The sequence below is a fragment of the Neobacillus soli NBRC 102451 genome (assembly GCF_001591665.1).
Taxonomy (GTDB): domain Bacteria; phylum Bacillota; class Bacilli; order Bacillales; family Cytobacillaceae; genus Neobacillus; species Neobacillus soli.
The window spans coordinates 36,411-63,394 of record NZ_BCVI01000040.1; the positions used below are offsets into that span (position 1 = coordinate 36,411).

General features: G+C 39.9%; 28 protein-coding genes. All 28 read left to right on the plus strand.

The window, feature by feature from the left end:
- The first annotated feature begins 8 nt into the window (after window positions 1-8).
- The 28 genes from ffh (at window position 9) to rseP (ending at window position 26,978) form a co-directional block, all read left to right on the plus strand.
- A complete protein-coding gene (gene ffh / locus BSO02S_RS14590; protein ID WP_066068569.1) occupies window positions 9-1,361 on the plus strand; it encodes a signal recognition particle protein in 1,353 nt (450 codons plus the stop codon).
- 109 nt (window positions 1,362-1,470) lie between these two features.
- Complete coding sequence (rpsP, locus tag BSO02S_RS14595; protein ID WP_066068573.1) at window positions 1,471-1,743, plus strand: 30S ribosomal protein S16; 273 nt, start codon at window positions 1,471-1,473, stop codon at window positions 1,741-1,743.
- A gap of 11 nt (window positions 1,744-1,754) precedes the next feature.
- A complete protein-coding gene (locus BSO02S_RS14600) occupies window positions 1,755-1,985 on the plus strand; it encodes a KH domain-containing protein (RefSeq protein WP_066068576.1) in 231 nt (76 codons plus the stop codon).
- A gap of 147 nt (window positions 1,986-2,132) precedes the next feature.
- A complete protein-coding gene (locus tag BSO02S_RS14605) occupies window positions 2,133-2,519 on the plus strand; it encodes a YlqD family protein (RefSeq protein WP_066068579.1) in 387 nt (128 codons plus the stop codon).
- 8 nt (window positions 2,520-2,527) lie between these two features.
- Window positions 2,528-3,046 (plus strand): ribosome maturation factor RimM, encoded by a 519-nt coding sequence (rimM, locus tag BSO02S_RS14610; protein WP_066068582.1) that lies wholly within the window; start codon window positions 2,528-2,530, stop codon window positions 3,044-3,046.
- The gene (gene trmD, locus BSO02S_RS14615; protein ID WP_174524246.1) at window positions 3,046-3,786 is read left to right on the plus strand and encodes a tRNA (guanosine(37)-N1)-methyltransferase TrmD; all 741 of its coding nucleotides are present in this window, start codon (window positions 3,046-3,048) and stop codon (window positions 3,784-3,786) included. The genes rimM and trmD overlap by 1 nt, the downstream gene beginning before the upstream one ends.
- A gap of 143 nt (window positions 3,787-3,929) precedes the next feature.
- Window positions 3,930-4,274: a 50S ribosomal protein L19 gene (gene rplS / locus BSO02S_RS14620; RefSeq protein ID WP_007087766.1), complete on the plus strand. Its 345-nt coding sequence runs from the start codon at window positions 3,930-3,932 to the stop codon at window positions 4,272-4,274.
- Window positions 4,275-4,496: 222 nt separating this feature from the next.
- The gene (gene lepB / locus BSO02S_RS14625; RefSeq protein WP_066068588.1) at window positions 4,497-5,057 is read left to right on the plus strand and encodes a signal peptidase I; all 561 of its coding nucleotides are present in this window, start codon (window positions 4,497-4,499) and stop codon (window positions 5,055-5,057) included.
- 145 nt (window positions 5,058-5,202) lie between these two features.
- Complete coding sequence (gene ylqF / locus BSO02S_RS14630; protein WP_066068591.1) at window positions 5,203-6,069, plus strand: ribosome biogenesis GTPase YlqF; 867 nt, start codon at window positions 5,203-5,205, stop codon at window positions 6,067-6,069.
- A 238-nt stretch (window positions 6,070-6,307) separates the two neighbouring features.
- A complete protein-coding gene (gene sdaAB, locus BSO02S_RS14635; protein WP_066068595.1) occupies window positions 6,308-6,970 on the plus strand; it encodes an L-serine ammonia-lyase, iron-sulfur-dependent subunit beta in 663 nt (220 codons plus the stop codon).
- A 33-nt stretch (window positions 6,971-7,003) separates the two neighbouring features.
- Window positions 7,004-7,909 carry an L-serine ammonia-lyase, iron-sulfur-dependent, subunit alpha gene (gene sdaAA, locus BSO02S_RS14640; RefSeq protein ID WP_066068598.1) on the plus strand — a complete coding sequence of 302 codons (906 nt, stop codon included), beginning with the start codon at window positions 7,004-7,006 and terminating at the stop codon, window positions 7,907-7,909.
- A gap of 277 nt (window positions 7,910-8,186) precedes the next feature.
- Complete coding sequence (gene rnhB, locus BSO02S_RS14645; RefSeq protein WP_066068601.1) at window positions 8,187-8,960, plus strand: ribonuclease HII; 774 nt, start codon at window positions 8,187-8,189, stop codon at window positions 8,958-8,960.
- A gap of 91 nt (window positions 8,961-9,051) precedes the next feature.
- A complete protein-coding gene (gene sucC, locus BSO02S_RS14650) occupies window positions 9,052-10,212 on the plus strand; it encodes an ADP-forming succinate--CoA ligase subunit beta (protein ID WP_066068603.1) in 1,161 nt (386 codons plus the stop codon).
- A 24-nt stretch (window positions 10,213-10,236) separates the two neighbouring features.
- Window positions 10,237-11,139, plus strand: a complete 903-nt coding sequence (sucD, locus tag BSO02S_RS14655; protein WP_066068606.1) for a succinate--CoA ligase subunit alpha — start codon at window positions 10,237-10,239, stop codon at window positions 11,137-11,139.
- An 88-nt stretch (window positions 11,140-11,227) separates the two neighbouring features.
- Complete coding sequence (gene dprA, locus BSO02S_RS14660) at window positions 11,228-12,124, plus strand: DNA-processing protein DprA (RefSeq protein WP_066068609.1); 897 nt, start codon at window positions 11,228-11,230, stop codon at window positions 12,122-12,124.
- 337 nt (window positions 12,125-12,461) lie between these two features.
- Entirely contained in the window at window positions 12,462-14,540 is a 2,079-nt protein-coding gene (topA, locus tag BSO02S_RS14665; protein WP_066068612.1) for a type I DNA topoisomerase, read from the plus strand.
- 171 nt (window positions 14,541-14,711) lie between these two features.
- Window positions 14,712-16,019, plus strand: coding sequence for an FADH(2)-oxidizing methylenetetrahydrofolate--tRNA-(uracil(54)-C(5))-methyltransferase TrmFO (gene trmFO, locus BSO02S_RS14670; protein WP_066068615.1), 1,308 nt, complete (start codon window positions 14,712-14,714; stop codon window positions 16,017-16,019).
- A 370-nt stretch (window positions 16,020-16,389) separates the two neighbouring features.
- Window positions 16,390-16,932 (plus strand): ATP-dependent protease subunit HslV, encoded by a 543-nt coding sequence (gene hslV, locus BSO02S_RS14675; protein ID WP_066068617.1) that lies wholly within the window; start codon window positions 16,390-16,392, stop codon window positions 16,930-16,932.
- A 20-nt stretch (window positions 16,933-16,952) separates the two neighbouring features.
- A complete protein-coding gene (gene hslU, locus BSO02S_RS14680) occupies window positions 16,953-18,356 on the plus strand; it encodes an ATP-dependent protease ATPase subunit HslU (RefSeq protein WP_066068620.1) in 1,404 nt (467 codons plus the stop codon).
- Between the two features lie 93 nt (window positions 18,357-18,449).
- Window positions 18,450-19,229 (plus strand): GTP-sensing pleiotropic transcriptional regulator CodY, encoded by a 780-nt coding sequence (codY, locus tag BSO02S_RS14685; protein ID WP_066068624.1) that lies wholly within the window; start codon window positions 18,450-18,452, stop codon window positions 19,227-19,229.
- A 196-nt stretch (window positions 19,230-19,425) separates the two neighbouring features.
- Window positions 19,426-20,142, plus strand: coding sequence for a 30S ribosomal protein S2 (rpsB, locus tag BSO02S_RS14690; RefSeq protein ID WP_066068627.1), 717 nt, complete (start codon window positions 19,426-19,428; stop codon window positions 20,140-20,142).
- 149 nt (window positions 20,143-20,291) lie between these two features.
- Window positions 20,292-21,176, plus strand: a complete 885-nt coding sequence (tsf, locus tag BSO02S_RS14695) for a translation elongation factor Ts (protein ID WP_066068629.1) — start codon at window positions 20,292-20,294, stop codon at window positions 21,174-21,176.
- A 123-nt stretch (window positions 21,177-21,299) separates the two neighbouring features.
- Window positions 21,300-22,025 carry a UMP kinase gene (pyrH, locus tag BSO02S_RS14700; protein WP_066068786.1) on the plus strand — a complete coding sequence of 242 codons (726 nt, stop codon included), beginning with the start codon at window positions 21,300-21,302 and terminating at the stop codon, window positions 22,023-22,025.
- Window positions 22,025-22,582, plus strand: coding sequence for a ribosome recycling factor (gene frr, locus BSO02S_RS14705; RefSeq protein ID WP_066068632.1), 558 nt, complete (start codon window positions 22,025-22,027; stop codon window positions 22,580-22,582). Before pyrH ends, frr begins: the two co-directional genes overlap by 1 nt.
- Window positions 22,583-22,860: 278 nt before the next feature.
- Window positions 22,861-23,637 carry an undecaprenyl pyrophosphate synthase gene (uppS, locus tag BSO02S_RS14710; RefSeq protein ID WP_066068635.1) on the plus strand — a complete coding sequence of 259 codons (777 nt, stop codon included), beginning with the start codon at window positions 22,861-22,863 and terminating at the stop codon, window positions 23,635-23,637.
- A 25-nt stretch (window positions 23,638-23,662) separates the two neighbouring features.
- Entirely contained in the window at window positions 23,663-24,448 is a 786-nt protein-coding gene (locus tag BSO02S_RS14715; RefSeq protein ID WP_066068638.1) for a phosphatidate cytidylyltransferase, read from the plus strand.
- 35 nt (window positions 24,449-24,483) lie between these two features.
- On the plus strand, window positions 24,484-25,626 hold the full coding sequence (gene dxr, locus BSO02S_RS14720; protein ID WP_066068643.1) for a 1-deoxy-D-xylulose-5-phosphate reductoisomerase: 1,143 nt from the start codon (window positions 24,484-24,486) through the stop codon (window positions 25,624-25,626).
- Window positions 25,627-25,718: 92 nt separating this feature from the next.
- Window positions 25,719-26,978 (plus strand): RIP metalloprotease RseP, encoded by a 1,260-nt coding sequence (gene rseP, locus BSO02S_RS14725; RefSeq protein ID WP_066068645.1) that lies wholly within the window; start codon window positions 25,719-25,721, stop codon window positions 26,976-26,978.
- Window positions 26,979-26,984: the final 6 nt, after the last annotated feature.

Sequence of the window (26,984 nt, forward strand, 5' to 3'; positions counted from 1 at the left end):
CGGCATGAATGGCATTTGAGGGATTAGCCGACCGACTGCAAAATACAATTCAAAAAATCCGCGGGAAAGGGAAAGTTTCCGAAACGGATGTAAAAGAAATGATGCGCGAAGTGCGCCTTGCACTACTCGAAGCCGACGTTAACTTCAAAGTCGTCAAAGATTTTGTCAAAAAAGTCAGCGAACGTGCCGTCGGACAAGAGGTGCTGAAAAGTTTATCTCCTGGACAGCAGATCATTAAAATTGTTAACGAAGAATTAACGGCATTAATGGGGGGCGAGCAAAGCAAGATTGCCACGTCCAATCGCCCGCCAACTGTGATTATGATGGTTGGTCTGCAGGGGGCCGGTAAAACAACGACAACAGGGAAGCTTTCGCTTTTGCTTCGTAAGAAGTATAACCGTAAACCATTACTTGTTGCCGCTGATATTTACCGTCCAGCAGCAATTAAACAGCTTCAAACCTTAGGCAAACAATTAGATATGCCTGTTTTCTCCCTTGGTGATCAAGTGAGTCCTGTTGAAATTGCCAAGCAGGCAATTGCCAAGGCAAAAGAAGAGCATCATGATTATGTCTTAATTGATACAGCCGGTCGTCTTCATGTTGACGAAGCGTTAATGGGTGAGTTGAAAGACATTAAAGAATTGACTAAGCCAGATGAAATTTTTCTGGTTGTTGATGCGATGACCGGGCAGGATGCTGTCAACGTAGCACAAAGCTTTAATGAACAGCTTGGCTTAACAGGGGTTGTGCTAACAAAGCTGGACGGTGACACGAGGGGCGGTGCAGCGCTTTCTATTCGTGCTGTAACGCAAACACCGATTAAATTTGTCGGCCTTGGCGAAAAAATGGATGCCTTGGAGCCGTTTCATCCGGAACGAATGGCATCAAGGATTCTCGGCATGGGCGATGTGCTGACACTAATTGAAAAAGCACAAGCAAATGTTGACGAACAAAAGGCGAAAGAGTTAGAACAGAAAATGCGGACAGCTACGTTTACGCTCGAAGACTTTTTGGAACAGCTCGGCCAGGTTCGTAATCTCGGACCGCTTGATGAATTATTAAAGATGATGCCTGGGGCAAACAAAATCAAAGGCTTAAATAATATGCAAATTGATGAGAAGCAAATTGGCCATGTTGAAGCAATCATCAGGTCAATGACCAAGGCAGAAAAAAACAATCCGGAAATCCTTAACTCAAAACGCAAAGCACGGATTGCCAAAGGAAGCGGGCGAACTGTACCTGAAGTGAACCGCTTGTTGAAACAGTTTGAAGACATGAAAAAGATGATGAAACAAATGACAGGAATGCAGCAAAAGGGCAAGAAAAAAGGCGGATTTAAACTTCCATTTAAACCGTTTTAACTTGCCTGAAAGTGGTAATAATGACTGTAAAGAAAAAACACTTTACAAATGATTTAATAATTGATATTATACTATCTTGTGTGAAACTATTCGGAGGTGCTTATTTAAAATGGCAGTAAAAATTCGTTTAAAACGTATGGGAGCTAACAAAAACCCATTCTATCGTATCGTAGTAGCAGATTCTCGTTCACCACGTGATGGACGTTACATTGAAATCGTTGGAACATACAACCCAGTTGCACAACCAGCTAAAGTTGACATCAACGAAGAATTAGTTCTTAAATGGTTAAAAGACGGTGCAAAGCCATCTGATACCGTTCGTAACCTTTTCTCAAACCAAGGCATCATGGAAAAATTCCATAATGCAAAATTAGGTAAGTAACGCTAGCTACGATGAAACAGTTAATCGAAACAATTGTTAAGCCCCTTGTTGATTTTCCGGAGGACGTTCGAGTCAATGTCTCGGAAGACGACAACCGCGTAACCTATCTGTTATATGTGAATAAAACGGATATGGGAAAAGTGATTGGCAAACAGGGGCGTGTTGCAAAGGCCATTAGAACTGTTGTTTATGCAGCAGGATCATCACAACAGAAGAAAATTTTTCTAGAAATTGGTGAATAGCTTTTTGCATCTAGATGAAGGGAGGATTTTATCCTCCCTTTTTTGCTATCAGAAAAGCGGAAGCGCCCGGTTAGCGAAGTCCACTAGCCGCTGGGCGCTGAAGCCAGACAGTTCCCAAATTTCAATGAACTGAGGGAGGAAAATCCTATGCAATTAATTCAAACTGTTGTGGTGAAACAAATAGTAACGGAAAAGAGCAAGCAACTACTTTTTGATAATTACCATTCCCGAAAGCTTCAACTACAGAAGGAATGCGATCAGCTTCTTTTCGAGATGAAGCGGGTTGAAAAAACCAAAACCTTCCCGCCTGAGGCACTGAAAAAACAATTTGAAAAAGAAATTCAAATGCGCAAGGAAAAAATAAAGCTTCTTGAGTTTCAAATCGAACAATTACATATCCTACCTTTAGGCAGTGAATTAATAGAAAAAGAAGTTCAAGCACTGATGGATGTAAATGAGGGCGATATTTGGGATGAACAAATGGGACAGCCTGAAATTATTATTAAAGATGGAATCATAAAGGAAATAAGGTGAAAAATAAGATGGAAAAATGGTTTAATGTTGGGAAAATTGTAAATACGCAAGGCATAAAAGGTGAAGTGAGAGTCGTATCAAAAACTGATTTCCCTGAAAAACGTTATAAGACAGGGAATGTTTTATATTTGTTTATGCCAAATTCAAACAATCCAATTGAACTTACTGTGAAAAGCCACCGGACTCATAAAAATTTCGAAATACTTTCTTTTGAAGGCATTACTAATATTAATGAAGTTGAAAAGTTTAGGGATGGAATTTTAAAGGTGCCTGAATCGCAGCAGGGTAGATTAGAAACGGATGAATTTTATTATCATGAAATTATCGGTTGTCTTGTTACTACAATGGATGGAGAGGAAATCGGGAAGGTTTCCGAAATTCTCTCCCCTGGTGCCAATGATGTCTGGGTTATTAAAGGGAAAGGCGGTAAAGAAATACTGATCCCCTATATCCATGATGTAGTCAAAAAAGTCGATGTAAACGAAAAAGTGATCATCATCCACCCGATGGAAGGCTTACTATCATGATGAAGATCGATATTCTCACCTTATTTCCGGATATGTTTTCTGGAGTATTAGGGCAATCCATGCTGCAAAAAGCAGCTGAGAGAGCTGCGGTCGAATATAACGTTGTTAATTTTCGGGATTATGCCGATAACAAACATTCTACTGTCGATGACTATCCTTATGGGGGCGGGGCAGGAATGGTATTAACGCCACAGCCAATCTTCGATGCCATTACAGCTTTAAGGGAAAAAGCACAGAGTAAACCACCAAGAGTGATTCTCCTTTGCCCACAAGGGGAACGGTTTGAGCAGCAAAAAGCAGAGGAACTGGCAAAAGAAGAGCACTTAATTTTTATCTGCGGCCATTATGAGGGCTATGACGAACGAATTCGCCAGCATATTGTCACAGATGAAATATCGATTGGCGATTATGTATTAACGGGTGGAGAGCTAGGAGCGATGGTTGTGGTTGATAGTGTGGTCCGTCTCCTGCCGGAAGTGTTAGGCAATCAGGAATCCCATCTTAAAGACTCCTTTAGCACGGGGCTGCTAGAGCACCCCCATTACACAAGACCTGCGGATTTCCGTGGGTTAAAGGTTCCCGAGGTTCTCCTATCCGGAAATCATAAGTTAATTGATGAATGGCGTAATAAAGAAGCATTGCGCCGTACACTTGAAAGAAGGCCAGATCTGTTCGCTAAAATCGAACTTACAACAGAACAGGAAAAATGGCTCGAAGAAGTAAAAAAAGATGGCCAGTAATATTGCGGGTCCGTAATAATTATGGTATGATACTACTTGTGACTTGAGCTGATAGTTGTCAGTCTGTGGTCTTATAACGATGTTCCGCTGCAATAACAAGTTAGTAGATGTGCATGAGCGTCTGTTGGAAGGAGTTGAAAACGATGCAACAATTAATTAAAGAAATCACACAAGAACAACTTCGTACTGATCTTCCTAGTTTCCGTCCTGGTGACACTGTCCGTGTACACGTGAAAGTTGTCGAGGGTACGCGTGAACGGATTCAGTTATTTGAAGGTGTTGTGATTAAGCGTCGTGGTGGTGGAATTAGCGAAACTTTCACAGTTCGTAAAATTTCTTACGGAGTAGGCGTTGAGCGTACTTTCCCTGTACACACACCAAAAATTGCGAAGCTTGAAGTACTTCGTCGCGGTAAAGTTCGCCGTGCTAAGCTTTACTACTTGCGTAATCTTCGCGGTAAAAAAGCAAGAATTAAAGAGATTCGATAATATGAAAAGAAAAAGAGCTTGCTCTCTGCAGGCTCTTTTTCTATACATATCTATTTGAAAAAATTGTAAAATAACTTTAGTGGGTTGTCTAAATTCTAGCTGTTTTTAAAACAATTATTAAAGTTTGATTAAAATGGATAATCCCTTCGTGTTAAATATGGTGAAGTTATGTAAAATAAGCTTTATAAAACATTTTTGTTGCTAAGATTGGTGGGGATTGTTTTGACAAAAAAGAAAAGTGAACTCTGGGAATGGATGAAGGCCCTTTTGATTGCTGTGATTTTAGCAGCGGTTATTCGGTACTTTCTTTTTGCACCGATTGTTGTAGATGGTTTATCGATGATGCCGACCTTGAAGGATCAGGATCGAATGATTGTTAATAAGTTTAGCTATAATATTGGAGAGCCAAAGCGATTCGATATCATCGTCTTTCATGCACCTGAGAAAAAAGATTATATAAAACGTGTTATAGGATTGCCAGGCGACACAATTGAGTATAAAGATGATACGTTATATGTAAATGGAAAAGCGTATGAGGAACCGTACTTGGATGCGTATAAGAAGAAATTAGAGGGCGGTCCGCTGACGGACTCTTTTAAATTAGAAGAAACAGCTGTTGGCCGTAAAACAGTGCCAAAAGGTGAATTGTTTGTCATGGGTGATAATCGCCGCTGGAGTAAAGACAGCCGTCATATCGGGACAATTCCGTTGAGCAAAATCATCGGTAAAACAAGTGTTGTCTATTGGCCAATAAAAGATGCACATATCGTTAAAGTGAAATAAAGTTTACTATCCAGCTTCAGAGCCTAGCCCCTAGAGGCCATTAGCCAAGCCGTCATGAAGGTTAAAAAGCAACCTTCCTGCCGCCTTGTCTTATCCTTGTCGGGGCTGGTTAAGGCGCTTACGCTTTTAAAGGAGGTGACAGCTTTTGACGATCCAATGGTTTCCTGGCCATATGGCCAAGGCGCGCAGAGAGGTCACGGAAAAGTTAAAGTTAGTTGATATAATTTTTGAATTAGTGGATGCTAGAATACCGTATTCATCAAGAAATCCGATGATTGACGAAATTATCCAGCATAAACCGAGGTTGGTTTTATTAAATAAGGCAGATATGGCCGATAGAGAAGCAACAAAGGAATGGATTGCCTTCTTTGCGGAAAAAGGTATAAAAGCACTCGCCATTAATTCGCAAGCGGGAGAGGGCATGAGGACCATTGCCCAGGCATCTCAGGATATAATGAAGGAAAAGTTTGATCGTTTAAGGGCAAAAGGTGTTAAACAACCGAGAGCGATTCGGGCAATGATTGTCGGGATCCCGAATGCGGGGAAATCAACATTAATCAATCGCCTTGCCCAAAAGAATATTGCAAAGACAGGAAATACTCCGGGTGTAACCAAGTCCCAACAGTGGATAAAGGTAGGCAAGGAAATGGAATTATTAGATACACCGGGGATTTTATGGCCAAAATTTGAGGACCAAGAGGTTGGCAAGAAACTGGCAATCACTGGTGCGATTAAAGATACGTTATTGAACCTTCAGGATCTTACTGTCTACACACTAAGGTTTTTGGAACAGGTGTATCCGGAACGTTTAAAGGAGCGTTATAATCTTGAGTCCCTTCCTGAAAACACAGTTGAGATGTTTGACCATATAGGAATCCTTCGCGGTTGCCTAATGGCAGGTGGTCTTGTCGATTATGATAAAGTATCAGAATTAGTCATAAAGGAAATTCGGTCGGAAAAATTCGGGCGCATTACATTTGAACGACCCAGCGACCTGATGGCTGATAAATAAATATAACATGAGTAAGCTCTCTTAACAGAGAGCTCATTTTATTTTTATTGTCAATGTAAGCCTTTACTATTACAATTATTCTGTAAAACCACCAAAAGATTTTTGGTACAGCCTATCCAGGTTTCGGTCTATTACCAGGATTTATCGCTAGTTACTTTGTAGTATTCCTTGTAAAATTAGTTAAAAAGCTGTTTGATAGTTTTAAAATAACCATCACGAGTTTAAAGGGGCGTTCTCAATGAAATATCGATCCGCTTTTGATATTATCGGTCCAGTCATGATTGGACCGTCAAGCTCTCATACAGCAGGTGCTGCACGAATTGGCAGGGTCGCAAGGACCTTATTTGGGAAACAGCCAAAGAAAGCAATCATTTCGTTGTACGGTTCATTTGCAAAAACCTATAAGGGACATGGAACAGATTTCGCGATTGTTGCGGGTCTTTTAGATTTTGATACATTTGATGAACGAATGCCAAAATCATTGGAAATTGCTAAGGAAATGGGTTTAGAAGTTGTTTTTCAGATTGAAGAGGCAGTGACGGAACATCCAAATACCGTCAAAATTAATTTATATGCTGAAGAAGATGAACTTGAAATGGTTGGGATCTCAATCGGGGGCGGAACGATTGAAATTACGGAATTAAACTCGTTTCCGTTAAAATTATCCGGCGAACATCCCGCCATCTTGGTTGTTCACAAAGACCGATTTGGTATCATTTCAGCTGTAACCAGTGTTTTATCAACATATGAAATTAACATTGGACATATGGAGGTTTCAAGATTGGAAAAAGGTGAAATGGCTTTAATGGTCATTGAGGTCGACCATAAAATTGATGAAAAGGTTATTGATGAATTATCAAAACTTTCAAATGTATCGCAAATCATTCGTATGGTTGAATAGAAAAAAATTGGGCATACATCAGGGGGAATAGACATGTTTCGAAATGTAGCGGAGCTTGTTAAACTTGCAGAAACCAATCAAGTAAAAATTGCAGAAATAATGATTCGTCAAGAAATAGAAGTGTCAGGTCTTTCTAGAGAAGAAGTCATCGGGAAAATGGATACAAATTTAACGATCATGGAACAAGCGGTGGAAAGAGGACTTAACGGTGTACATTCCCATACAGGTTTAACCGGCGGCGATGCCGTCTTACTTCAAAACTATCTAAAAAGCGGAAAAGCGCTTTCTGGACATATCCTTTTGGATGCGGTAAGTAAGGCTGTGGCAACCAATGAAGTGAACGCGGCAATGGGAATTATTTGTGCCACTCCAACGGCAGGGTCTGCAGGTGTCGTTCCGGGCACATTATTTGCTGTAAAAGAAAAATTACATCCAACACGATTGGAAATGATTGAATTTTTGTTTACCTCAGCTGCCTTTGGCTTCGTAGTCGCTAACAACGCATCTATTTCAGGCGCGGCAGGAGGATGTCAAGCGGAAGTAGGATCAGCAAGCGGTATGGCGGCAGCGGCCATAGTAGAATTGGCTGGCGGATCACCCCAACAGGCTGCCGAGGCGATGGCAATCACGTTGAAGAATATGCTTGGATTAGTCTGTGACCCTGTGGCGGGCTTAGTGGAAGTTCCTTGTGTAAAACGGAATGCCATGGGTGCCTCCAATGCCATTACGGCAGCAGACATGGCCCTCGCGGGTGTGACTAGCAGGATTCCATGTGATGAGGTTATTCATGCCATGTTCTTAATTGGCCAATCCATGCCTTCTTCATTAAGAGAAACAGCAGAAGGCGGTCTTGCTGCAACACCGACAGCAAGAAGATTAGAACAGGAAATATTCGGCAACGGCAGCACAGTTAAACTCAAAGACCTAGTTATTTCCTAACAAGAAGGCTGTGCTAAAAGCCAGTGTTGATTTTGTAACAATGTTGATTGGAGCGGAAGGCGCGAGACTCCTGCGGGAGGACGGGGCAGGGGAGACCCCGCAGGCGCGAAAGCGCCGAGGAGGCTCCCGAACAGCCCTAAGGTGCGCGAAGCGCCTGAAGCGCAAATCAACAGGCTAGTTTAATAGAACATTACTAGTGAAGTAGCACACGTTTGTGTGCTATTTTTTGTATTGTATTTAGCATTATGACAAGGTATTATTACAACGGGTGAAAAAAATGAAGATACAAACAATCGCAGAAATAGAACGACAATTGGAAAATATAGAGGCAGAAAATGATCCGTTCTTGTTGGATATCCGTCAAGATGAGCGAAAGGGTGTTCAACAGCTAATTCAAAAATGGCAGAATAAAAGGGCGAAGAATCAACAGCTAAAAGAAAAATTTGCTGAAATGAATGCTTATGAAAATAAATGGCGTTCAATTGGATATGAAATGATTGCCGGAATCGACGAAGTGGGAAGAGGGCCGCTTGCAGGGCCGGTTGTTGCAGCGGCAGTCATTTTACCTAAAGACTTTTTCCTAGCGGGTATTGACGACTCAAAGAAACTTTCCGAAAAAAAACGGCTGGAATTCGATCTAATTATTCGAAGGGAAGCACTGGCGTTTAGTGTAACGATGATTGAGGCAAAGGAAATTGATGAAATTAATATTTATGAAGCAACAAAAAAGGCAATGAATGCGGCAATCGCAGCCTTAGACCCTAAACCGGATTTCTTGCTGATTGATGCGATGAAGCTTGAAACTCCCTACTCGTCTGAATCCATTGTTAAAGGTGATGCAAAAAGCATCTCGATCGCGGCAGCATCGATTATCGCTAAAGTAGCTAGAGATGAGCTGATGAAGGAAATTTCGCTCCACTATCCAGTCTATGGGTTCCAGCAAAACATGGGATATGGAACAAAGGAACATATCAACGCAATCTACCAACATGGTATTACCTCTTATCATAGAAAAAGCTTCGCACCAATCAAGGACATTATTAAAATATAATTTTTTGCATAATGGTGGACAAGGTATCTGTCATTATATAAAATGAAAACGGAGTCAATTTTTAGAAGTGTAAGATATAGGAGGATGGGAAATGAATATCCATGAGTATCAAGGGAAAGAGATCCTCAGACAATATGGGGTAGCTGTTCCAAACGGAAAAGTGGCCTTCACTGTGGAAGAAGCAGTCGAAGCGGCGAAAGAACTTGGCACACAGGTTTGTGTCGTAAAAGCACAAATTCATGCTGGTGGACGGGGGAAAGCCGGCGGTGTAAAAGTAGCGAAAAACCTTGAAGAAGTTCGTACATATGCTAGCGAAATCTTAGGGAAAACACTAGTTACACATCAAACAGGTCCTGAAGGAAAAGAAGTTAAACGTCTGCTTATCGAAGAAGGCTGCGATATCAAGAAAGAATACTATGTTGGTTTAGTATTAGACCGTGCTACTTCAAAGGTTGTGTTAATGGCATCTGAAGAAGGCGGTACAGAAATCGAAGAGGTTGCTGAAAAGTCACCTGAGAAAATTTTTAAAGAAGAAATTGACCCGGTTATCGGTTTACAGCCTTTCCAGGCGCGTCGAATCGCGTTCAATATCAATATTCCGAAAGAGTTAATCAATCAAGCAGTAAAATTCATGACAGCTTTATATACTGCTTATATCGAGAAGGATTGCTCCATTGCAGAAATTAATCCGCTTGTCGTTACAGGTGATGGTAAGGTAATGGCACTGGATGCGAAATTGAACTTTGATTCCAATGCGTTATATCGTCAGAAAGAAGTATTAGCGTATCGTGACCTTGAAGAAGAGGATGCGAAAGAAATCGAAGCATCTAAATATGATTTAAGTTATGTTTCTTTAGATGGAAATATCGGCTGTATGGTTAATGGTGCCGGACTTGCCATGTCAACGATGGATATCATTAAACACTATAGCGGAGACCCTGCAAACTTTCTTGATGTTGGGGGCGGTGCTACAGCAGAAAAGGTAACTGAAGCATTCAAAATTATCCTTTCTGATCCAAACGTAAAAGGTATTTTCGTTAATATCTTTGGTGGAATCATGAAGTGTGATGTTATTGCTGAGGGTGTAGTTGAAGCAGCTAAGCAGGTTGGACTAAGTGTCCCACTTGTTGTTCGCTTAGAAGGAACGAATGTTGACTTAGGTAAGAAAATTTTAGCTGAGTCCAGCATAGACATTATTGCTGCAGAATCCATGGCTGACGGCGCACAAAAAATTGTTTCATTAGTGAAATAGGATCTATTAGAAAGGGGAATTAACGTGAGCGTTTTTATTAATAAAGACACAAAGGTAATTGTTCAAGGGATTACAGGTTCAACCGCCCTTTTTCATACAAAACAAATGCTTGAATATGGCACTCAAATTGTCGGTGGTACATCTCCAGGTAAAGGCGGAATGGAAGTTGAAGGAGTTCCGGTCTTTAACACGGTTAAAGATGCAGTTGAAGCAACTGGTGCTGTAGCATCCGTTATTTATGTTCCGGCGCCATTTGCAGCCGATGCGATTATTGAAGCCGTTGATGCAGATTTAGATCTTGCTATTTGTATTACTGAACACATCCCAGTACTGGATATGGTAAAGGTAAAACGTTACATGGAGGGCAAAAAGACACGTTTAGTTGGTCCTAACTGTCCAGGTGTTATTACTCCTGACGAATGTAAAATTGGTATCATGCCTGGTTACATTCATACAAAAGGCCATGTCGGAGTTGTTTCTCGTTCCGGTACATTAACATACGAAGCAGTCCATCAATTAACCACAGCAGGACTTGGCCAAACGACAGCAGTCGGTATCGGCGGCGACCCTGTTAACGGGACAAACTTTATCGATGTTTTAAAAGCCTTCAATGAAGACCCAGAAACATATGCGGTTATCATGATTGGTGAAATCGGTGGAACAGCTGAAGAAGAAGCTGCTGAATGGGTAAAAGCAAACATGACAAAACCTGTCGTTGGCTTTATCGGCGGACGTACAGCCCCTGCTGGTAAACGTATGGGCCATGCTGGTGCCATTATTTCAGGCGGTAAAGGTACAGCTGATGAAAAGATCCGCGTAATGAACGAGTGCGGTATTAAAGTAGCTGACACACCATCAGTAATGGGTGAAACCTTAATCGGAGTTCTTAAAGAGCAAGGCTTATACGAAAAATGTAAAACACACTAAAACACACCAACAGATATAACAGATAGTCCCTCATAATTGAGGGGCTATTTATACATTCTTTAAAAATATTAAGGAGGCTTATTTTAAAATGGATGACTTTAAAGAAAAGCTTATTACCTTATTACATTACCCGAATATCTCGTGGAATACCGTTTATCAAATGCTAAAAAAAGACCCAACTCTCCAGTCACTGCATCGAATCCATTCGCAGACACTTCAGCAGACTAATCTTTTTCCACCGATTAACTCCAGGAACTCTTCCACAAATTCTTCTATCATTACTCTTCATCCTGACATCATTCATGAGCAAATTCGTCAGTACGAAACTAATGATATTGTTGTCATCACTATTTTTGATGAGCGATATCCCCGCTATTTAAAAGAGATCTACCAGCCGCCATGGGCATTATTCGCTAAGGGTGACCTCTCCCTTTTAGAAAAAGAACCAAAGCTGGCCGTAGTGGGGTCACGTCAAGCTACACAATATGGAAAAAATGCCATTCGGTTACTCTTTCCCGAGTTAATTGATAATGGCGTCCTTATTGTCAGTGGTTTAGCGAAGGGGATAGATGCCCTTGCCCATGAATATGCGATTAAAAATGGCGGAAAAACAATCGCCGTTATTGCTGGTGGATTCTATCATATCTACCCAAAGGAAAATTTAAACCTGGCATTAAAAATGATGAAATCACAGCTAGTTCTTTCCGAATATCCTCCCGATACAAAACCGCTCAGATGGCATTTCCCATCGCGAAATCGAATCATTAGCGGTTTATCAAATGGTACATTTATAATAGAAGCAAAGCGAAAAAGCGGCTCGCTCATTACTGCCAATTTTGCAGTTAATGAGGGGAGGGAGGTATTTTCACTGCCTGGGAGCATTTTTAATCCTTACTCCATAGGGGCAAACGACTTAATTCAGCAAGGGGCAAAACTCGTGACAAGTGCTGAGGATATTTTAAATGAATTAAGATTAAACTCTTAAGTAAATAAGAATTTTTGCTAAAAATCCGTTAATTTTAAAGGATTTTTTGAAAAAATAGAGAAATAAGCTAAAAAAGGTTGCAATAATTTCTAATATGTTATACATTTTCCAACAGATGTTCGAAAAAAAGAATATATGTGGAAAGACTAAATACTATTATAAATAATATATAAATGAAAATTTTTGGGGATTGACAGTTTTGTAAAGTATTTTCTCCGGTTCAAGTTGGTAAAACTGGAATTTAGGAAAGCTTCTCAAAAAAAGTAAGCAGCTGAGAAACAGGCTTTTGCCAAGTTCGGGGCGCTTCTACACTTTCCCTCTTAAGGAGGATGTTTGAATGGCAGATTTCCTTGTAATTGTCGAATCGCCAGCAAAAGCGAAAACGATTGAACGGTATTTGGGAAATAAATATAAAGTAAAAGCATCAATGGGGCATATACGTGATTTGCCAAGGAGCCAGATGGGGGTCAATGTAGAAAATGACTTTGAACCCAAATATATTACCATTCGCGGCAAAGGCCCCGTATTAAAAGAATTAAAGACAGCGGCTAAAAAGGCAAAGAAAATTTATCTCGCAGCTGACCCTGATCGCGAAGGGGAAGCAATTGCTTGGCATTTAGCACATAGTTTGAATGTTGATATTACCTCAGATTGCCGTGTAGTTTTTAATGAAATCACGAAGGATGCCATCCAAGAATCCTTTAAACATCCGCGCCCCATAAATATGGACGTGGTTGATGCCCAGCAAGCCCGCAGAATTCTTGATCGGCTTGTTGGTTATAACATTAGCCCGCTCCTTTGGAAAAAGGTGAAAAAAGGGTTAAGTGCAGGTCGGGTTCAATCTGTCGCCGTCAGGTTAATCATTGATAGGGAAAAGGAAATTCAGGCATTTATTCCAGAAGAGTATTGGACGATAGATGGTGAATTTTTAAAAGGAAAAGATCATTTTAGCGGACAGTATTTTTCTTTAGCTAATAGAGAAAAGTTTGAACTGAAATCTGAACAGGATGTCCAAACAATTCTACAGCAAATGGACGAAAATAAATTCAAAGTCGTTTCTGTCACAAAAAAAGAACGAAAAAGAAACCCTGCGCCGCCGTTTATTACTTCCTCCTTACAGCAGGAAGCGGCAAGAAAGCTGAATTTCCGTGCAAAGAAAACAATGATGCTCGCACAGCAATTGTATGAAGGGATTGAGCTGGGTAAAGAAGGTACGGTTGGTCTCATTACCTATATGAGAACGGACTCGACCAGAATTTCCGAAGTCGCCCAAAAGGAAGCTGCCGAGTACATTCGAACTGAATTTGGTGAGAATTATTTAAAAGAAGAACAAAGAAAAGAAAAAAAGCAAGCGAATGCCCAGGATGCCCATGAAGGGATTCGTCCGACCAGTACATTTAGAGATCCAGGTAGTTTAAAGACTTTTCTGTCGAGGGATCAATTCCGCCTATATAAATTAATTTGGGATCGGTTTTTAGCCAGCCAAATGGCCCAGGCAGTCATGGATACGATGAGTGTAGATTTACAGAATGGAAATGTTCTGTTCCGTGCAACCGGCTCAAAAATTAAGTTTCCCGGCTTCATGAAGCTTTATGTTGAGGGTTCCGATGATCAAGAAGATGGACCAGTTAAAATGCTTCCCGACCTAAAAGAGGGGGATGAAGTGTTCAAGAAGGATATTGAGCCGAAGCAGCACTTCACACAGCCGCCCCCAAGGTACACGGAGGCAAGACTTGTAAAAACGTTAGAAGAACTCGGTATTGGCCGCCCTTCCACATACGCGCCTACATTGGACACCATTCAAAAGCGTGGCTATGTATCGCTTGATAATAAACGCTTTGTCCCTACGGAGCTTGGGGAAATTGTTCATGAAGTGATGGTGGAATTTTTTCCGGATATCATAGATGTGGAATTTACAGCGAAGTTGGAAAAAGGATTAGACTATATTGAAGATGTAAAAATGCCTTGGATAGAACTAGTTGATGCATTCTACAAAGAGTTTGAGACACATTTAAAAATAGCCGAGCAAGAAATGGAAAAAATAGAAATAAAAGATGAACCTGCTGGTGAAGATTGTGAAAACTGTGGCAGCCCAATGGTGTTTAAAATGGGCCGCTATGGAAAATTTATGGCCTGCAGCAACTTCCCAGATTGCCGGAATACGAAACCGATTGTGAAAGAAATTGGTGTTACCTGCCCCAATTGTAAAGAAGGACAGATTATTGAGCGGAAGAGCAAGAAGAAAAGACTGTTTTACGGCTGTACTAAATATCCCGAATGTGAATTCATCTCTTGGGATAAGCCTTTATCGCGCCCTTGCCCTAAATGTGAAGGGCTGCTGGTAGAAAAGAAGTTAAAAAAAGGTGTTCAAGTCCAATGTGTTAATTGTGACTACAAGGAAGAACCGCAAAGCTAAGAGTAAGAGAGTGGACAAAGTCCACTCTTTTACATTTGTCTAAACATAAAACTTTTTTCTTTTTGATTCGTATAGTACAATGCAAGATGGACTTAAAATGAGGGGAAGATAATGATAGTGCCGTTTCCCTTGTTGTACATAATTAATTAGGTTGATTTAGGAGGTCACTACATGAATGATGTAACAATAAATGTTATAGGTGCTGGGTTGGCAGGAAGTGAAGCGGCTTGGCAGATTGCTAAACGCGGTGTGAAGGTCCGCCTTTTCGAAATGAGACCGGTAAAGCAAACCCCAGCACACCATACAGATAAATTTGCGGAATTAGTTTGCAGTAATTCGCTTAGAGCTAATACGTTAACAAATGCGGTAGGCGTTTTAAAAGAAGAAATGAGAAAGCTTGATTCCGTGATTATTGCTGCCGCAGATGCTTGTGCCGTACCAGCTGGTGGTGCCTTAGCTGTTGACCGCCATGAATTTGCTGCTAAAGTAACAGAGATGGTAAAAAATCATGAGAATGTGACAGTTGTAAATGAAGAGGTAACCGAAATTCCTGATGGGCCCACCGTAATTGCTACAGGTCCGTTAACAAGCCCGAATCTCTCAGCGCAACTAAAAAGCTTGACGGGTGAAGACTATCTTTATTTTTATGATGCAGCAGCACCGATTATTGAAAAAGAAAGCATCAACATGGATAAAGTTTATTTGAAGTCCCGCTATGATAAGGGAGATGCAGCGTATTTAAATTGTCCGATGACAGAGGAAGAGTTTGACCGTTTTTATGAAGCGCTTATTTCTGCAGAAACAGTTCCTTTAAAAGAATTTGAAAAAGAAGTCTTTTTTGAAGGCTGTATGCCAATTGAAGTGATGGCTGCAAGGGGAAGGAAAACGATGCTTTTTGGTCCGTTAAAACCAGTTGGCCTTGAGGACCCGAAAACAGGAAAGAGACCATTTGCGGTTATACAGCTCCGTCAAGATGATGCGGCAGGCACACTTTTTAATATTGTCGGTTTTCAGACACATTTAAAGTGGGGGCCGCAAAAAGAAGTTATTCAGTTAATTCCTGGTCTTGAAAATGCTGAAATTATTCGATATGGTGTGATGCATCGCAATACATTTATTAATTCCCCCAAGGTACTGAAGTCTACTTACCAATTTCGATTTCGGGAGGATTTATTTTTCGCAGGTCAAATGACCGGTGTTGAAGGATATGTAGAATCTGCTGCAAGCGGGTTAATTGCTGGGTTAAATGCAGCCAGGTTAGTGCAGGGGATGGAGCCACTTGAATTTCCAGCTGAAACTGCCCTAGGGAGTATGGCGCGGTATATCACCACAGCAAATCCAAAGAATTTCCAACCAATGAACGCGAATTTTGGCTTATTTCCCGAACTTCCGGTAAGAATTAAAGGGAAGCAGGAAAGGAACCTTGAGCACGCAAACCGAGCGTTGGAAACAATTCAGAACTTTATGAAGGTTTTGTAAAATTTATTGCAAGGGCTATTGAAGTATGTTACTATTTAGTAGCCCTTGCAGAGTGAATGTAATAACAATTGTGAAAGTTTTATTAAAGTTTTTTATCGGGTATTTACAAATGGAGTGAAATTACGCAAAATAAACAATTGACCATTATCAACATGTAATTAGTGATTTCTTTTTATTAAGCGTTTGAGGGAACGGTTTAACAAATGAAACAAAACGACACTGAAGAAAAACGTATATAGCCCTGCATCCAAGGGCATAAATGAATACAGTTTTCATAATCTTCATGTATAAGGTGATTTTAACCATTGTTACATACATTATCTTCGTTAAATAGTGAACCGAAATAACTCCAAAAGGAGGAATCATCATTATGAACCAATTTCATGCAACAACAATATTTGCCATTCATCATAACGGCGAATGCTCAATGTCTGGAGATGGTCAAGTAACATTTGGCAATGCGGTTGTGATGAAGCACACAGCAAAAAAAGTAAGAAAGATATTTAATGGTAAGGTTTTGGCAGGTTTTGCTGGTTCTGTTGCGGACGCTTTTACCCTTTTTGAACTGTTTGAAGGGAAATTAGAGGAATTTAACGGGAATCTGCAAAGAGCAGCAGTCGAACTTGCTAAAGAATGGAGAAATGACAAAATGCTTCGGAAGTTGGAAGCGATGTTAATTGTTATGGACCGTGAAAGTTTACTTCTTGTATCCGGAACTGGGGAAGTTATCGAACCTGATGACGGAATTCTTGCGATTGGCTCAGGTGGAAATTATGCATTAGCCGCAGGTCGTTCATTAAAAGGCTATGCAGGAGACCAGTTATCGGCGAAACAAATAGCGAAAGCCTCTTTAGAAATAGCCGCGGACATATGTGTGTACACGAACCACAACATTATCGTTGAAGAGCTATAACGGGAAGGAGACTGTTAAACATGGGAAAGATAACTAATTTAACCCCTCGTCAAATTGTAGAAAGACTGGATCAATATATTATTGGTCAGAAGGATGCTAAGAAAGCAGTTGCTGTTGCCCTTAGGAATCGCTACAGAAGAGGCATGTTAAATGAGAAGCTCCGGGATGAAATTATCCCCAAGAATATTTTGATGATTGGCCCAACAGGTGTTGGGAAAACAGAAATTGCCAGAAGAATTGCAAAAATTGTTGGTGCACCTTTTATTAAGGTTGAAGCCACAAAATTTACTGAGGTTGGCTACGTCGGCCGGGATGTTGAATCGATGGTAAGAGATCTTGCTGAAATCTCTGTTCGTTTAGTGAAAGAGGAACGAATGCAAAGTGTGAAGGAACGAGCCGAAGAGAATGCGAATAGCCGGCTAGTCGATTTACTTGTTCCAACTGCTAAAAAAACGAATAATTATAAAAACCCGTTGGAAATGTTATTTGGGGGCGGGAATTCATCTGTTGAGCAGGAAACACAACAAGAAGATTATACCGTCCATGAAAAACGGAAAATCGTTAAAGAAAAATTAGCTCTTGGTCAGCTGGAGAATGAAATGGTTACGGTCGACGTAGAAGAGCAAGCCCCATCTATGTTTGACATGCTTCAAGGTTCAGGGATTGAACAAATGGGGATGAATATGCAGGACGCCCTAAGCAGCTTTATGCCGAAGAAACGAAAAAAGCGAAAATTAACTGTCCACGAAGCTAGAAAGGTATTAACTAGCGAAGAGGCTGCTAAGCTGATTGATATGGATGAAGTTACGTCAGAAGCGGTTTATCGTGCCGAACAAACGGGTATAATTTTTATTGATGAAATTGATAAAATTGCCAGTAAAAATTCCGGTGGTTCTTCCGCGGATGTCTCAAGAGAAGGTGTCCAAAGAGATATTTTACCGATTGTGGAAGGTTCGACAGTGGTAACTAAATATGGGTCGGTAAAAACCGATCATGTATTATTTATTGCCGCAGGAGCATTTCATATGGCGAAACCATCAGATTTAATACCAGAGCTTCAAGGCCGTTTTCCAATTCGTGTGGAACTAACTAAGCTGACTGTGGAAGATTTCTACCGGATCTTGATTGAGCCGGATAATGCTCTTATTAAGCAATATCAAGCATTATTGGAAACAGAAGGTATACAAATTGAATTTTCTGACGATGCTATTCGTAGAATTGCAGAAGTGGCCTTTGATGTGAATCAAAACACAGCTAATATTGGTGCACGGCGACTTCATACGATACTTGAAAAACTTTTAGAAGACCTGTCTTTTGAAGCTCCAGATATTGCAATGGAGAAAATAACGATTACGCCGCAGTATGTAGATGAAAAACTTGGTGCTATCTCGAAAAATAAAGACTTAAGTCAGTTTATACTTTAAGAGTAACGCCAAATATAATACCTAATACGTAAAATATTTTTGTTCAATTTTAAAATTCAATAATGGTTATAGTTAATTAGGAGGAAGAAACAGATGGATTTACTTACGAAGACAAGAAAGATTAATGTATTATTACAAAAGGCTGCTGGAAAACCAGTCAACTTTAAAGAGATGGCCGAGACGTTAAGTGAGGTTATTGAAGCGAATATTTACGTTGTCAGCCGCCGTGGCAAACTTTTAGGCTTTACTATTCATCAGCAAATTGAAAACGAACGTATGAAACAAATGTTTGAGGACCGCCAATTTCCAGAAGAATATACTAACGGTTTATTTAGTATTCAAGAAACGTCTTCAAATCTTGATATTGAAAGTAAATATACTGCCTTTCCGGTAGAAAACAGAGATTTATTCCGTGAAGGTTTAACAACTATTGTTCCGATTATTGGTGGTGGTGAACGTCTAGGGACATTAATCCTGGCAAGATTGCAGGAAAAATTCCATGATGATGATCTAATCCTGGCTGAGTATGGTGCAACTGTAGTAGGTATGGAGATTTTACGCGAAAAGTCAGAAGTGATCGAAGAGGAAGCAAGAAGTAAAGCGGTTGTGCAAATGGCAATCAGTTCATTGTCTTATAGTGAGCTTGAAGCAATTGAGCACATCTTTGAGGAACTTAATGGCCGTGAAGGCTTATTGGTTGCTTCGAAAATTGCTGACCGAGTTGGTATCACCCGTTCAGTTATTGTAAATGCATTAAGAAAGCTTGAAAGTGCAGGGGTAATCGAATCCCGTTCCCTTGGTATGAAAGGAACTTATATCAAAGTTTTAAATAATAAGTTTCTAGTTGAGCTTGATAAATTAAGATCTAATTAATAAATACATTTCCCTGGGCCAGCCTGGGGAATTTTATTTTTGCAAAAGTATACTTGATTGTTGCTGGCACATATGCTATATTATTTGATGGTGTTAATACACACGCTCGTTGATTTAAACAGACGGTGCTGTTCATAACAGTTTCTGTTTAAAAATGAAGTGAGCGGAGGAAAACAAACCATTAGGAGGAAAAAACATGTCAGTTATTTCAATGAAGCAATTGCTTGAAGCTGGTGTACATTTCGGACACCAAACTCGCCGTTGGAACCCTAAGATGAAGAAATACATCTTCACAGAGCGTAACGGTATCTACATTATCGACCTTCAAAAAACAGTTAAAAAGGTTGAAGAAGCTTATAACTGGGTGAAGGAACTTGCTGGTAACGGCGGAACAGTTCTTTTTGTTGGTACAAAGAAACAAGCTCAAGATTCTGTTAAAGAAGAAGCAGCTCGTTCTGGTATGTACTTTGTTAACCAACGTTGGTTGGGTGGTACTTTAACTAACTTTGAAACAATTCAAAAGCGTATTAGCCGCTTAAAAGATATCGAAAGAATGTCTGAAGACGGTACTTTCGAAGTATTACCGAAAAAAGAAGTTGTTCAATTAAAGAAACAACAAGAACGCCTTGAAAAATTCTTAGGCGGAATCAAAGACATGAAGAAGCTTCCAGATGCACTATTCATTATTGATCCTCGTAAAGAGCGTATTGCAGTTGCAGAAGCAAAGAAATTACACATTCCTATCGTAGGTATTGTTGATACAAACTGTGATCCAGACGAAATCGATGTTGTTATTCCAGCGAATGACGATGCGATTCGTGCGGTTAAGCTTTTAACAGGTAAAATGGCAGATGCCATCCTTGAAGGAAAGCAAGTTGTTGAAGAAGAAGAAGAACAACAACCAACTGCATAAATTATTGTAGTGTAGAAATGAAAAAGGTGATAAGAGGTGAACCACCCTTTATCACCTTTTTTTAAGAAGTAGCCAATGAAAATAGTTTTTTCTTACTCTACATTGGCTAAGATATGGATACATAGTAAAATAAAGGAGGAATTTACATTATGGCAGTTACTGCTCAAATGGTTAAAGAATTACGTGAAAAAACTGGTGCAGGGATGATGGATTGTAAAAAAGCACTTACAGAAACAGATGGTGATATGGAAAAAGCAATTGATTTCCTACGTGAAAAAGGAATTGCAAAAGCTGCAAATAAAGCAGACCGTGTAGCTGCTGAAGGTTTAACTTCTATCTTAACAGAAGGTAACGATGCAGTTATACTTGAAGTAAACTCCGAAACTGACTTCGTTGCTAAAAACGAAGGCTTCCAAACGCTTGTTAAGGAACTTGCTGCACACCTTATTAATAACAAACCGGCTACTGTAGAAGAAGCTTTAGCTCAAACAATGGAAAACGGTACAACTGTTGACTATCATATCAATGCTGCGATTGCTAAAATTGGCGAAAAGCTTTCACTTCGTCGTTTTGCTGTCGTATCTAAAACTGACAATGATGCATTTGGTGCTTACCTTCATATGGGTGGACGTATCAGCGTGTTAACCGTTCTTGAAGGAACTACTGATGCCGATGCTGCAAAAGATATTTCCATGCACATCGCAGCACTTAGTCCAAAATATGTTTCCCGTGACGAAGTTTCACAAGAAGAAGTTGAGCATGAGCGTCAGGTTTTAACACAACAAGCTCTTAACGAAGGCAAGCCTGCGAAAATCGTTGAAAAGATGGTAGAAGGCCGTCTTGGAAAATACTTTGAAGATGTTTGCGTGCTTGACCAATCTTTCGTTAAAAATCCTGATCAAAAGGTTCGTCAATTTGTTGAATCCAAGGGTGCAACACTTCGTGAATTCGTACGTTTCGAAGTTGGAGAAGGCATTGAAAAACGTGAAGATAACTTTGCTGAAGAAGTTATGAACCAAGTAAATAAACAATAGTCAATTATTCTCTGGCTTAAAACAAAACAAGTTTTAAGGGAATGTTACTGGAATAGGTTGTGAATAGGGGACACGGTGTGTTCCCTATTTTTAAAGATTAAATTTACATATCCGGAGGTTTATATGAGCGATCCTAAGTACAAACGCGTTGTATTAAAATTGAGCGGCGAAGCACTTGCTGGTGAATCGAGCTTTGGAATTAAACCTTCTGTCATCAAATCCATCGCCATCCAAGTGAAAGAAATAGCGGAGCTTGGAGTAGAGGTTGCCGTTGTTGTCGGTGGCGGTAATATTTGGCGTGGCAAAATTGGCAGCGAAATGGGTATGGACCGAGCAACAGCCGATTATATGGGAATGCTTGCAACAGTTATGAATTCCTTAGCCCTGCAGGATAGTTTAGAGCACTTAGGGATTGAATCCCGTGTGCAAACATCTATTGAAATGCGTCAGGTGGCGGAACCATATATTAGACGTCGGGCCATTAGGCATTTAGAGAAAAAACGGGTTGTCATTTTTGCGGCGGGTACGGGTAATCCCTATTTCTCAACTGATACAACGGCTGCATTAAGAGCAGCTGAAATTGATGCTGAAGTCATTCTAATGGCAAAAAATAATGTCGATGGCGTTTATTCTGCTGACCCAAGAATAGATCCAAACGCTACTAAATATGAAGATTTATCTTTCCTTGATGTTTTGAAAGAGGGATTAGCAGTCATGGATTCTACTGCCTCTTCGTTATGTATGGATAATGATATTCCGTTGATTGTGTTTTCGATTATGGAACAGGGCAATATTAAACGTGCCGTTTTGGGTGAAAAAATTGGAACGATTGTTAGGGGGAAAAATTAATGCCAAAACAAGTCATTACGAATACAAAAGAACGTATGATAAAAGCAATTCAGTCTTATTCACGTGAACTTGCGAGCATTCGTGCTGGAAGAGCAAGTGCTTCATTGCTGGACAGAATTACCATTGAATATTATGGTGCACCTACTCCTGTGAATCAACTGGCAGGAATTTCAACACCGGAAGCAAGACTACTTGTCATACAACCATATGATAAATCCATTCTTGGTGCTATTGAAAAAGCAATCTTGAAGTCTGATTTAGGGTTAAATCCGACGAACGATGGTCTAGTCATTCGACTTTCCATTCCACAATTGACCGAAGAGCGCCGTAAAGAGCTAGTGAAAGTAGTAAGAAAAGAATCAGAAGAGGCAAAAGTTGCCATTCGGAACATTCGCCGTGATGCCAATGATGATTTGAAAAAGTTGGAGAAAAATGGTGAAATTACGGAAGATGCGCTTCGCGGCTATTCTGATGATATTCAAAAGCTGACGGACGAGAATATTCAAAAAGTTGACCAAGTCACTAAGGACAAAGAAAAAGAAATTTTAGAGGTGTAAGGCACGGTGCATTTCTATGAAAGAACCCTCTTTTCAGGGGGTTTTTTCACTATTTTATAACACATATTTTAATATGAGTGATTGTCCGAGAAAGTAGTCTGAATATTATTCTTAATTCCTTTTATTTTACATAAGTTATAAATAAGAGATATATACTCATTTTTTTGGTATGATAAAAACAACTACCCGAAATCCTCATAACAATGGCACTGGCTCAAAGGGAATATTTTATGATTTATTTTCGGAGGAAACGATTACCTAATTGGAGGAGCAATGTCATGTTTAATAAAATAAGGCTTTGGAAGAACAAAAATAACTCTTCCACACTCCGAGATAAAATAGAAAAAATAAAAAAATTGCCTGTTCCTGAACATGTGGCGATTATTATGGATGGCAACGGGCGTTGGGCGAAGAAACGGGCTTTACCACGGATAGCTGGACACCATGAGGGAATGAAAGTGGTCCGAAAAACAACGAAGCTGGCAAATGAGCTGGGATTAAAAGCCATAACATTATATGCTTTTTCGACGGAAAACTGGAAAAGACCAAAAAATGAAGTGGATTACATTATGAAATTGCCTGATGAATTTTTAGGGACCTTCCTGCCCGAATTAATTGAGGAAAATGTTCAAGTAAAAATGATGGGATATAAAAGTCAGCTTCCAGTACATACACTGAGCGCAATAGAAAAAGCTATAGAAGAAACAAAAAATAATGATGGGCTTGTTTTAAACTTTGCACTGAACTATGGAAGTAGGGCGGAAATTCTCGATGCGGTCAAGCAAGTCGTCAATGATTGCAATAGTGGTAAATTATTGGAGGACCAGCTCGATGAAAAAGTCTTTTCTTCCTATTTAATGACCACCGAATTCACCGATCCGGACCTGTTAATCCGTACTAGTGGAGAAATTCGCTTAAGCAACTTTATGCTTTGGCAATTGGCATACTCGGAGCTTTGGTTTACGGATGTCCTATGGCCTGATTTTAATGAAGAACATTTGCTTGAAGCGGTTGAAGCCTTCCAAAAACGCCAGCGTCGTTTTGGCGGGGTATAGAACATCAAAGGTGTTGAAATATTATATGAAGCAGAGAATCCTAACAGCAGTCGTAGCTGCGGCATTATTTTTGCCAATTGTTTATTATGGTGGTATTCCACTTGTTTTATTAACTTATTTTTTAGCGACCATTGGCTTATATGAACTATTGAAAATGAAAAACCTTAGCCTTTTTTCTGTACATGGAATGCTATCGGTCTTGTTTCTTTGGGTTCTTATTTTTCCCGAGAAGTATAACGATGTATTGGGTACCTTCAATTATTCAAAAACAGAACTGTGTATTGCGTTTATTCTTTTGTTATTAGCCTATACCGTAATTACTAAGAATCAATTTACATTTGAAGATATTTCCTTTACCATCTTGTCCGCCATTTATGTAGGAATTGGTTTTTACTATTTCTATGAGACAAGAGTGGAGGGTGGACTAGTCTATATTTTATATTCTTTATTTATGATTTGGGCGACTGATTCAGGCGCTTATTTCATAGGAAAAGCCTTTGGAAAAAGAAAGCTTTGGCCAGAAATTAGTCCTAATAAGACAATTGAAGGATCATTGGGCGGTGTTGTATGTGCTGTCATTGTGGCCATATTATTTGTATTCCTTACTGATATAAACCGTTCAATTATCGCAATAACTGTTGTGCTTTCTGTTTTTGGACAAATTGGTGATTTAGTCGAATCAGCCTTTAAGCGTCACTTTAATGTGAAAGACTCGGGTAAAATCTTACCAGGGCACGGGGGAATCCTTGATCGATTTGACAGTCTCTTATTTGTTTGGCCGTTATTACATTTTTTTCACCTTTGGGCATAGAGCACATGCGTTGCATTTTTAGGAGTTGACATCTATTGAAAACAATTAGCTTATTGGGAGCAACAGGGTCGATTGGCACCCAAACGTTAGATATTATGCGTGAGCACCCTTCTGAATTTACATTAGCCGCATTTTCTTTTGGTAAGAATATTGATTTGGCCCGAAAAATGATTGTTGAATTTAAACCAGAGCTTGTTTCCGTCCAAGACTATCATGACTGTAATATATTAAAAGCTGAATTTCCACATACAAAATTCACTTTTGGTCATGAAGGACTCATTGAGGTTGCTGTTTATGAAAAGGCAGACATTCTTGTCAATGCTGTTATTGGCAGTGTAGGCTTAAATCCAACTTTACAAGCAATTGAATGCGGAAAAATAATTGCCCTTGCCAATAAAGAAACGCTTGTAACGGCAGGGCATTTAGTCATGGATGCTGCACAAAGGAATAATGTTCCACTTCTTCCCGTCGACAGCGAGCATTCTGCTATTTTCCAGGCCCTGCAGGGGGAAAAGGAAAAAAATATAGAAAGATTAATTTTAACTGCTTCAGGAGGGAGCTTTCGTGATCGCTCGCGGCAAGAGTTAGAAAATGTTACAGTGGAAGAGGCTCTTAACCACCCGAATTGGTCGATGGGGGCAAAAATTACGATTGATTCTGCAACCATGATGAATAAAGGGTTGGAAGTGATTGAGGCACATTGGCTTTTTAAGATGCCTTATGAAAAAATTGATGTACTTCTCCATAAGGAAAGCATCATTCATTCAATGGTAGAATTTCATGATAGCAGTATTATCGCCCAACTAGGAACGCCAGATATGAGAGTACCGATCCAATATGCACTCACCTATCCCGATCGTCTGCCGCTGCCCTCATCGAATCGGTTGAATTTAGCCGAAATTGGAAAATTACATTTCAAGGAAATGGATGTCGAAAGATTCCGTTGCCTCAAGTTTGCATACGAGGCAGGGAAAAAAGGCGGAACGATGCCAACTGTTTTGAATGCCGCGAATGAGGCAGCCGTAGCAGCGTTTTTGGAGGGGAAAATTCGTTTCCTGCAGATTGAAGATTTGATTGAAAAAGCATTAACTACTCACCAAACAGTGGAACACCCCAGCTTAAGCGTAATACAAGAGGTAGATAAAGAAACGAGACAATATGTACATTCACTTCTATAAAGAAAAGCGGAAGCATTCGTAAGGCTGCTAAAAGCTGGATAGTTATTGAAGTTAATAGATACATCCCAATCCTGAAAAAAGGTGGTTTTATTTTGACTACAGTTATTGCCTTTATTGTGATTTTCGGCGCGCTCGTCTTCTTTCATGAATTAGGCCATTTGATTTTTGCGAAAAGAGCTGGAATTTTATGCCGCGAATTTGCAATTGGTTTTGGTCCAAAAGTATTCTCTTATAAAAAGGCAGAGACCACGTATACTATTCGGTTACTTCCGATTGGCGGATTTGTCCGCATGGCCGGTGAAGACCCGGAAATGATTGAAATTAAGCCTGGACATCGGATTGGACTATTGTTTGATAAAAATGAATCAGTAAACAAGATCATTTTAAACAATAAAGAAAAGTATCCTAATTGTCGAATTGTTGAAGTGGAGTATGCTGATATCGAAAAGGATTTAATCATTAAGGGATTTCCCGACGATGAAGACGAGGAATTGAAAACCTTTAGCATTGATCCAAAAGCTGTTATTGTTGAAAATGGAATAGAATCACAAATTGCTCCACTTGATCGTCAATTTGGTTCAAAAACATTAGCGCAGAGAACAATGGCAATTTTTGCAGGTCCGATGATGAACTTCATACTCGCCTTTATTGTATTTATAATTATTGCCTTATTACAGGGTGTGCCAACCAACGAACCAAAATTGGGTGAAATAACCCCTGATGGTGCAGCATATGCTGCTGGCCTTAAAAAAGGAGATAAAGTCCAGACTATTAATGGAGCGGAAATTTCCAGCTGGTCTGATGTTGTTGAAATTATTCGAAAAAACCCAAATGAAAAACTAGATTTTTCTATTCTCCGTGATGGGAAAGAAAATGAAATTAAGATAACACCCATTGAAAAAACAGTCGAAGGTAAGAAAATAGGTATGATTGGAGTATACAGCCCAGTCGAAAAATCACCGTTGAAAGCAGTGACCACTGGAGCAGCAGAAACGTATAACTGGACGAAGCAAATCTTTGTGATGCTTGGAAAGTTGGTTACAGGACAGTTTTCAATCGATGCGTTATCGGGTCCAGTTGGTATTTACCAAGCAACCGATACTGTAGCTAAATCGGGGATTTATTATTTAATGAAATGGGCTGGAATTTTAAGCATTAACTTAGGTATTATGAATTTATTACCAATACCGGCATTAGACGGCGGAAGATTAATGTTCTTTGCAGTCGAGGCCGTTAGAGGGAAGCCAATTGATCGTCAAAAGGAAGGTATGGTTCATTTTATTGGATTTGCCCTCCTGATGCTGCTCATGCTTGTTGTCACATGGAATGACATTCAGCGGTTTTTCTTATAATCTAGA

Coding starts and splice junctions, on each gene's coding strand:
- ffh (WP_066068569.1), top strand. CDS start 9: ATGGCATTTGAGGGATTAGCCGACCGACTGCAAAATACAATTCAAAAA.
- rpsP (WP_066068573.1), top strand. CDS start 1,471: ATGGCAGTAAAAATTCGTTTAAAACGTATGGGAGCTAACAAAAACCCA.
- BSO02S_RS14600 (WP_066068576.1), top strand. CDS start 1,755: ATGAAACAGTTAATCGAAACAATTGTTAAGCCCCTTGTTGATTTTCCG.
- BSO02S_RS14605 (WP_066068579.1), top strand. CDS start 2,133: ATGCAATTAATTCAAACTGTTGTGGTGAAACAAATAGTAACGGAAAAG.
- rimM (WP_066068582.1), top strand. CDS start 2,528: ATGGAAAAATGGTTTAATGTTGGGAAAATTGTAAATACGCAAGGCATA.
- trmD (WP_174524246.1), top strand. CDS start 3,046: ATGAAGATCGATATTCTCACCTTATTTCCGGATATGTTTTCTGGAGTA.
- rplS (WP_007087766.1), top strand. CDS start 3,930: ATGCAACAATTAATTAAAGAAATCACACAAGAACAACTTCGTACTGAT.
- sdaAB (WP_066068595.1), top strand. CDS start 6,308: ATGAAATATCGATCCGCTTTTGATATTATCGGTCCAGTCATGATTGGA.
- sdaAA (WP_066068598.1), top strand. CDS start 7,004: ATGTTTCGAAATGTAGCGGAGCTTGTTAAACTTGCAGAAACCAATCAA.
- rnhB (WP_066068601.1), top strand. CDS start 8,187: ATGAAGATACAAACAATCGCAGAAATAGAACGACAATTGGAAAATATA.
- sucC (WP_066068603.1), top strand. CDS start 9,052: ATGAATATCCATGAGTATCAAGGGAAAGAGATCCTCAGACAATATGGG.
- dprA (WP_066068609.1), top strand. CDS start 11,228: ATGGATGACTTTAAAGAAAAGCTTATTACCTTATTACATTACCCGAAT.
- topA (WP_066068612.1), top strand. CDS start 12,462: ATGGCAGATTTCCTTGTAATTGTCGAATCGCCAGCAAAAGCGAAAACG.
- trmFO (WP_066068615.1), top strand. CDS start 14,712: ATGAATGATGTAACAATAAATGTTATAGGTGCTGGGTTGGCAGGAAGT.
- hslV (WP_066068617.1), top strand. CDS start 16,390: ATGAACCAATTTCATGCAACAACAATATTTGCCATTCATCATAACGGC.
- hslU (WP_066068620.1), top strand. CDS start 16,953: ATGGGAAAGATAACTAATTTAACCCCTCGTCAAATTGTAGAAAGACTG.
- codY (WP_066068624.1), top strand. CDS start 18,450: ATGGATTTACTTACGAAGACAAGAAAGATTAATGTATTATTACAAAAG.
- rpsB (WP_066068627.1), top strand. CDS start 19,426: ATGTCAGTTATTTCAATGAAGCAATTGCTTGAAGCTGGTGTACATTTC.
- tsf (WP_066068629.1), top strand. CDS start 20,292: ATGGCAGTTACTGCTCAAATGGTTAAAGAATTACGTGAAAAAACTGGT.
- pyrH (WP_066068786.1), top strand. CDS start 21,300: ATGAGCGATCCTAAGTACAAACGCGTTGTATTAAAATTGAGCGGCGAA.
- frr (WP_066068632.1), top strand. CDS start 22,025: ATGCCAAAACAAGTCATTACGAATACAAAAGAACGTATGATAAAAGCA.
- uppS (WP_066068635.1), top strand. CDS start 22,861: ATGTTTAATAAAATAAGGCTTTGGAAGAACAAAAATAACTCTTCCACA.
- BSO02S_RS14715 (WP_066068638.1), top strand. CDS start 23,663: ATGAAGCAGAGAATCCTAACAGCAGTCGTAGCTGCGGCATTATTTTTG.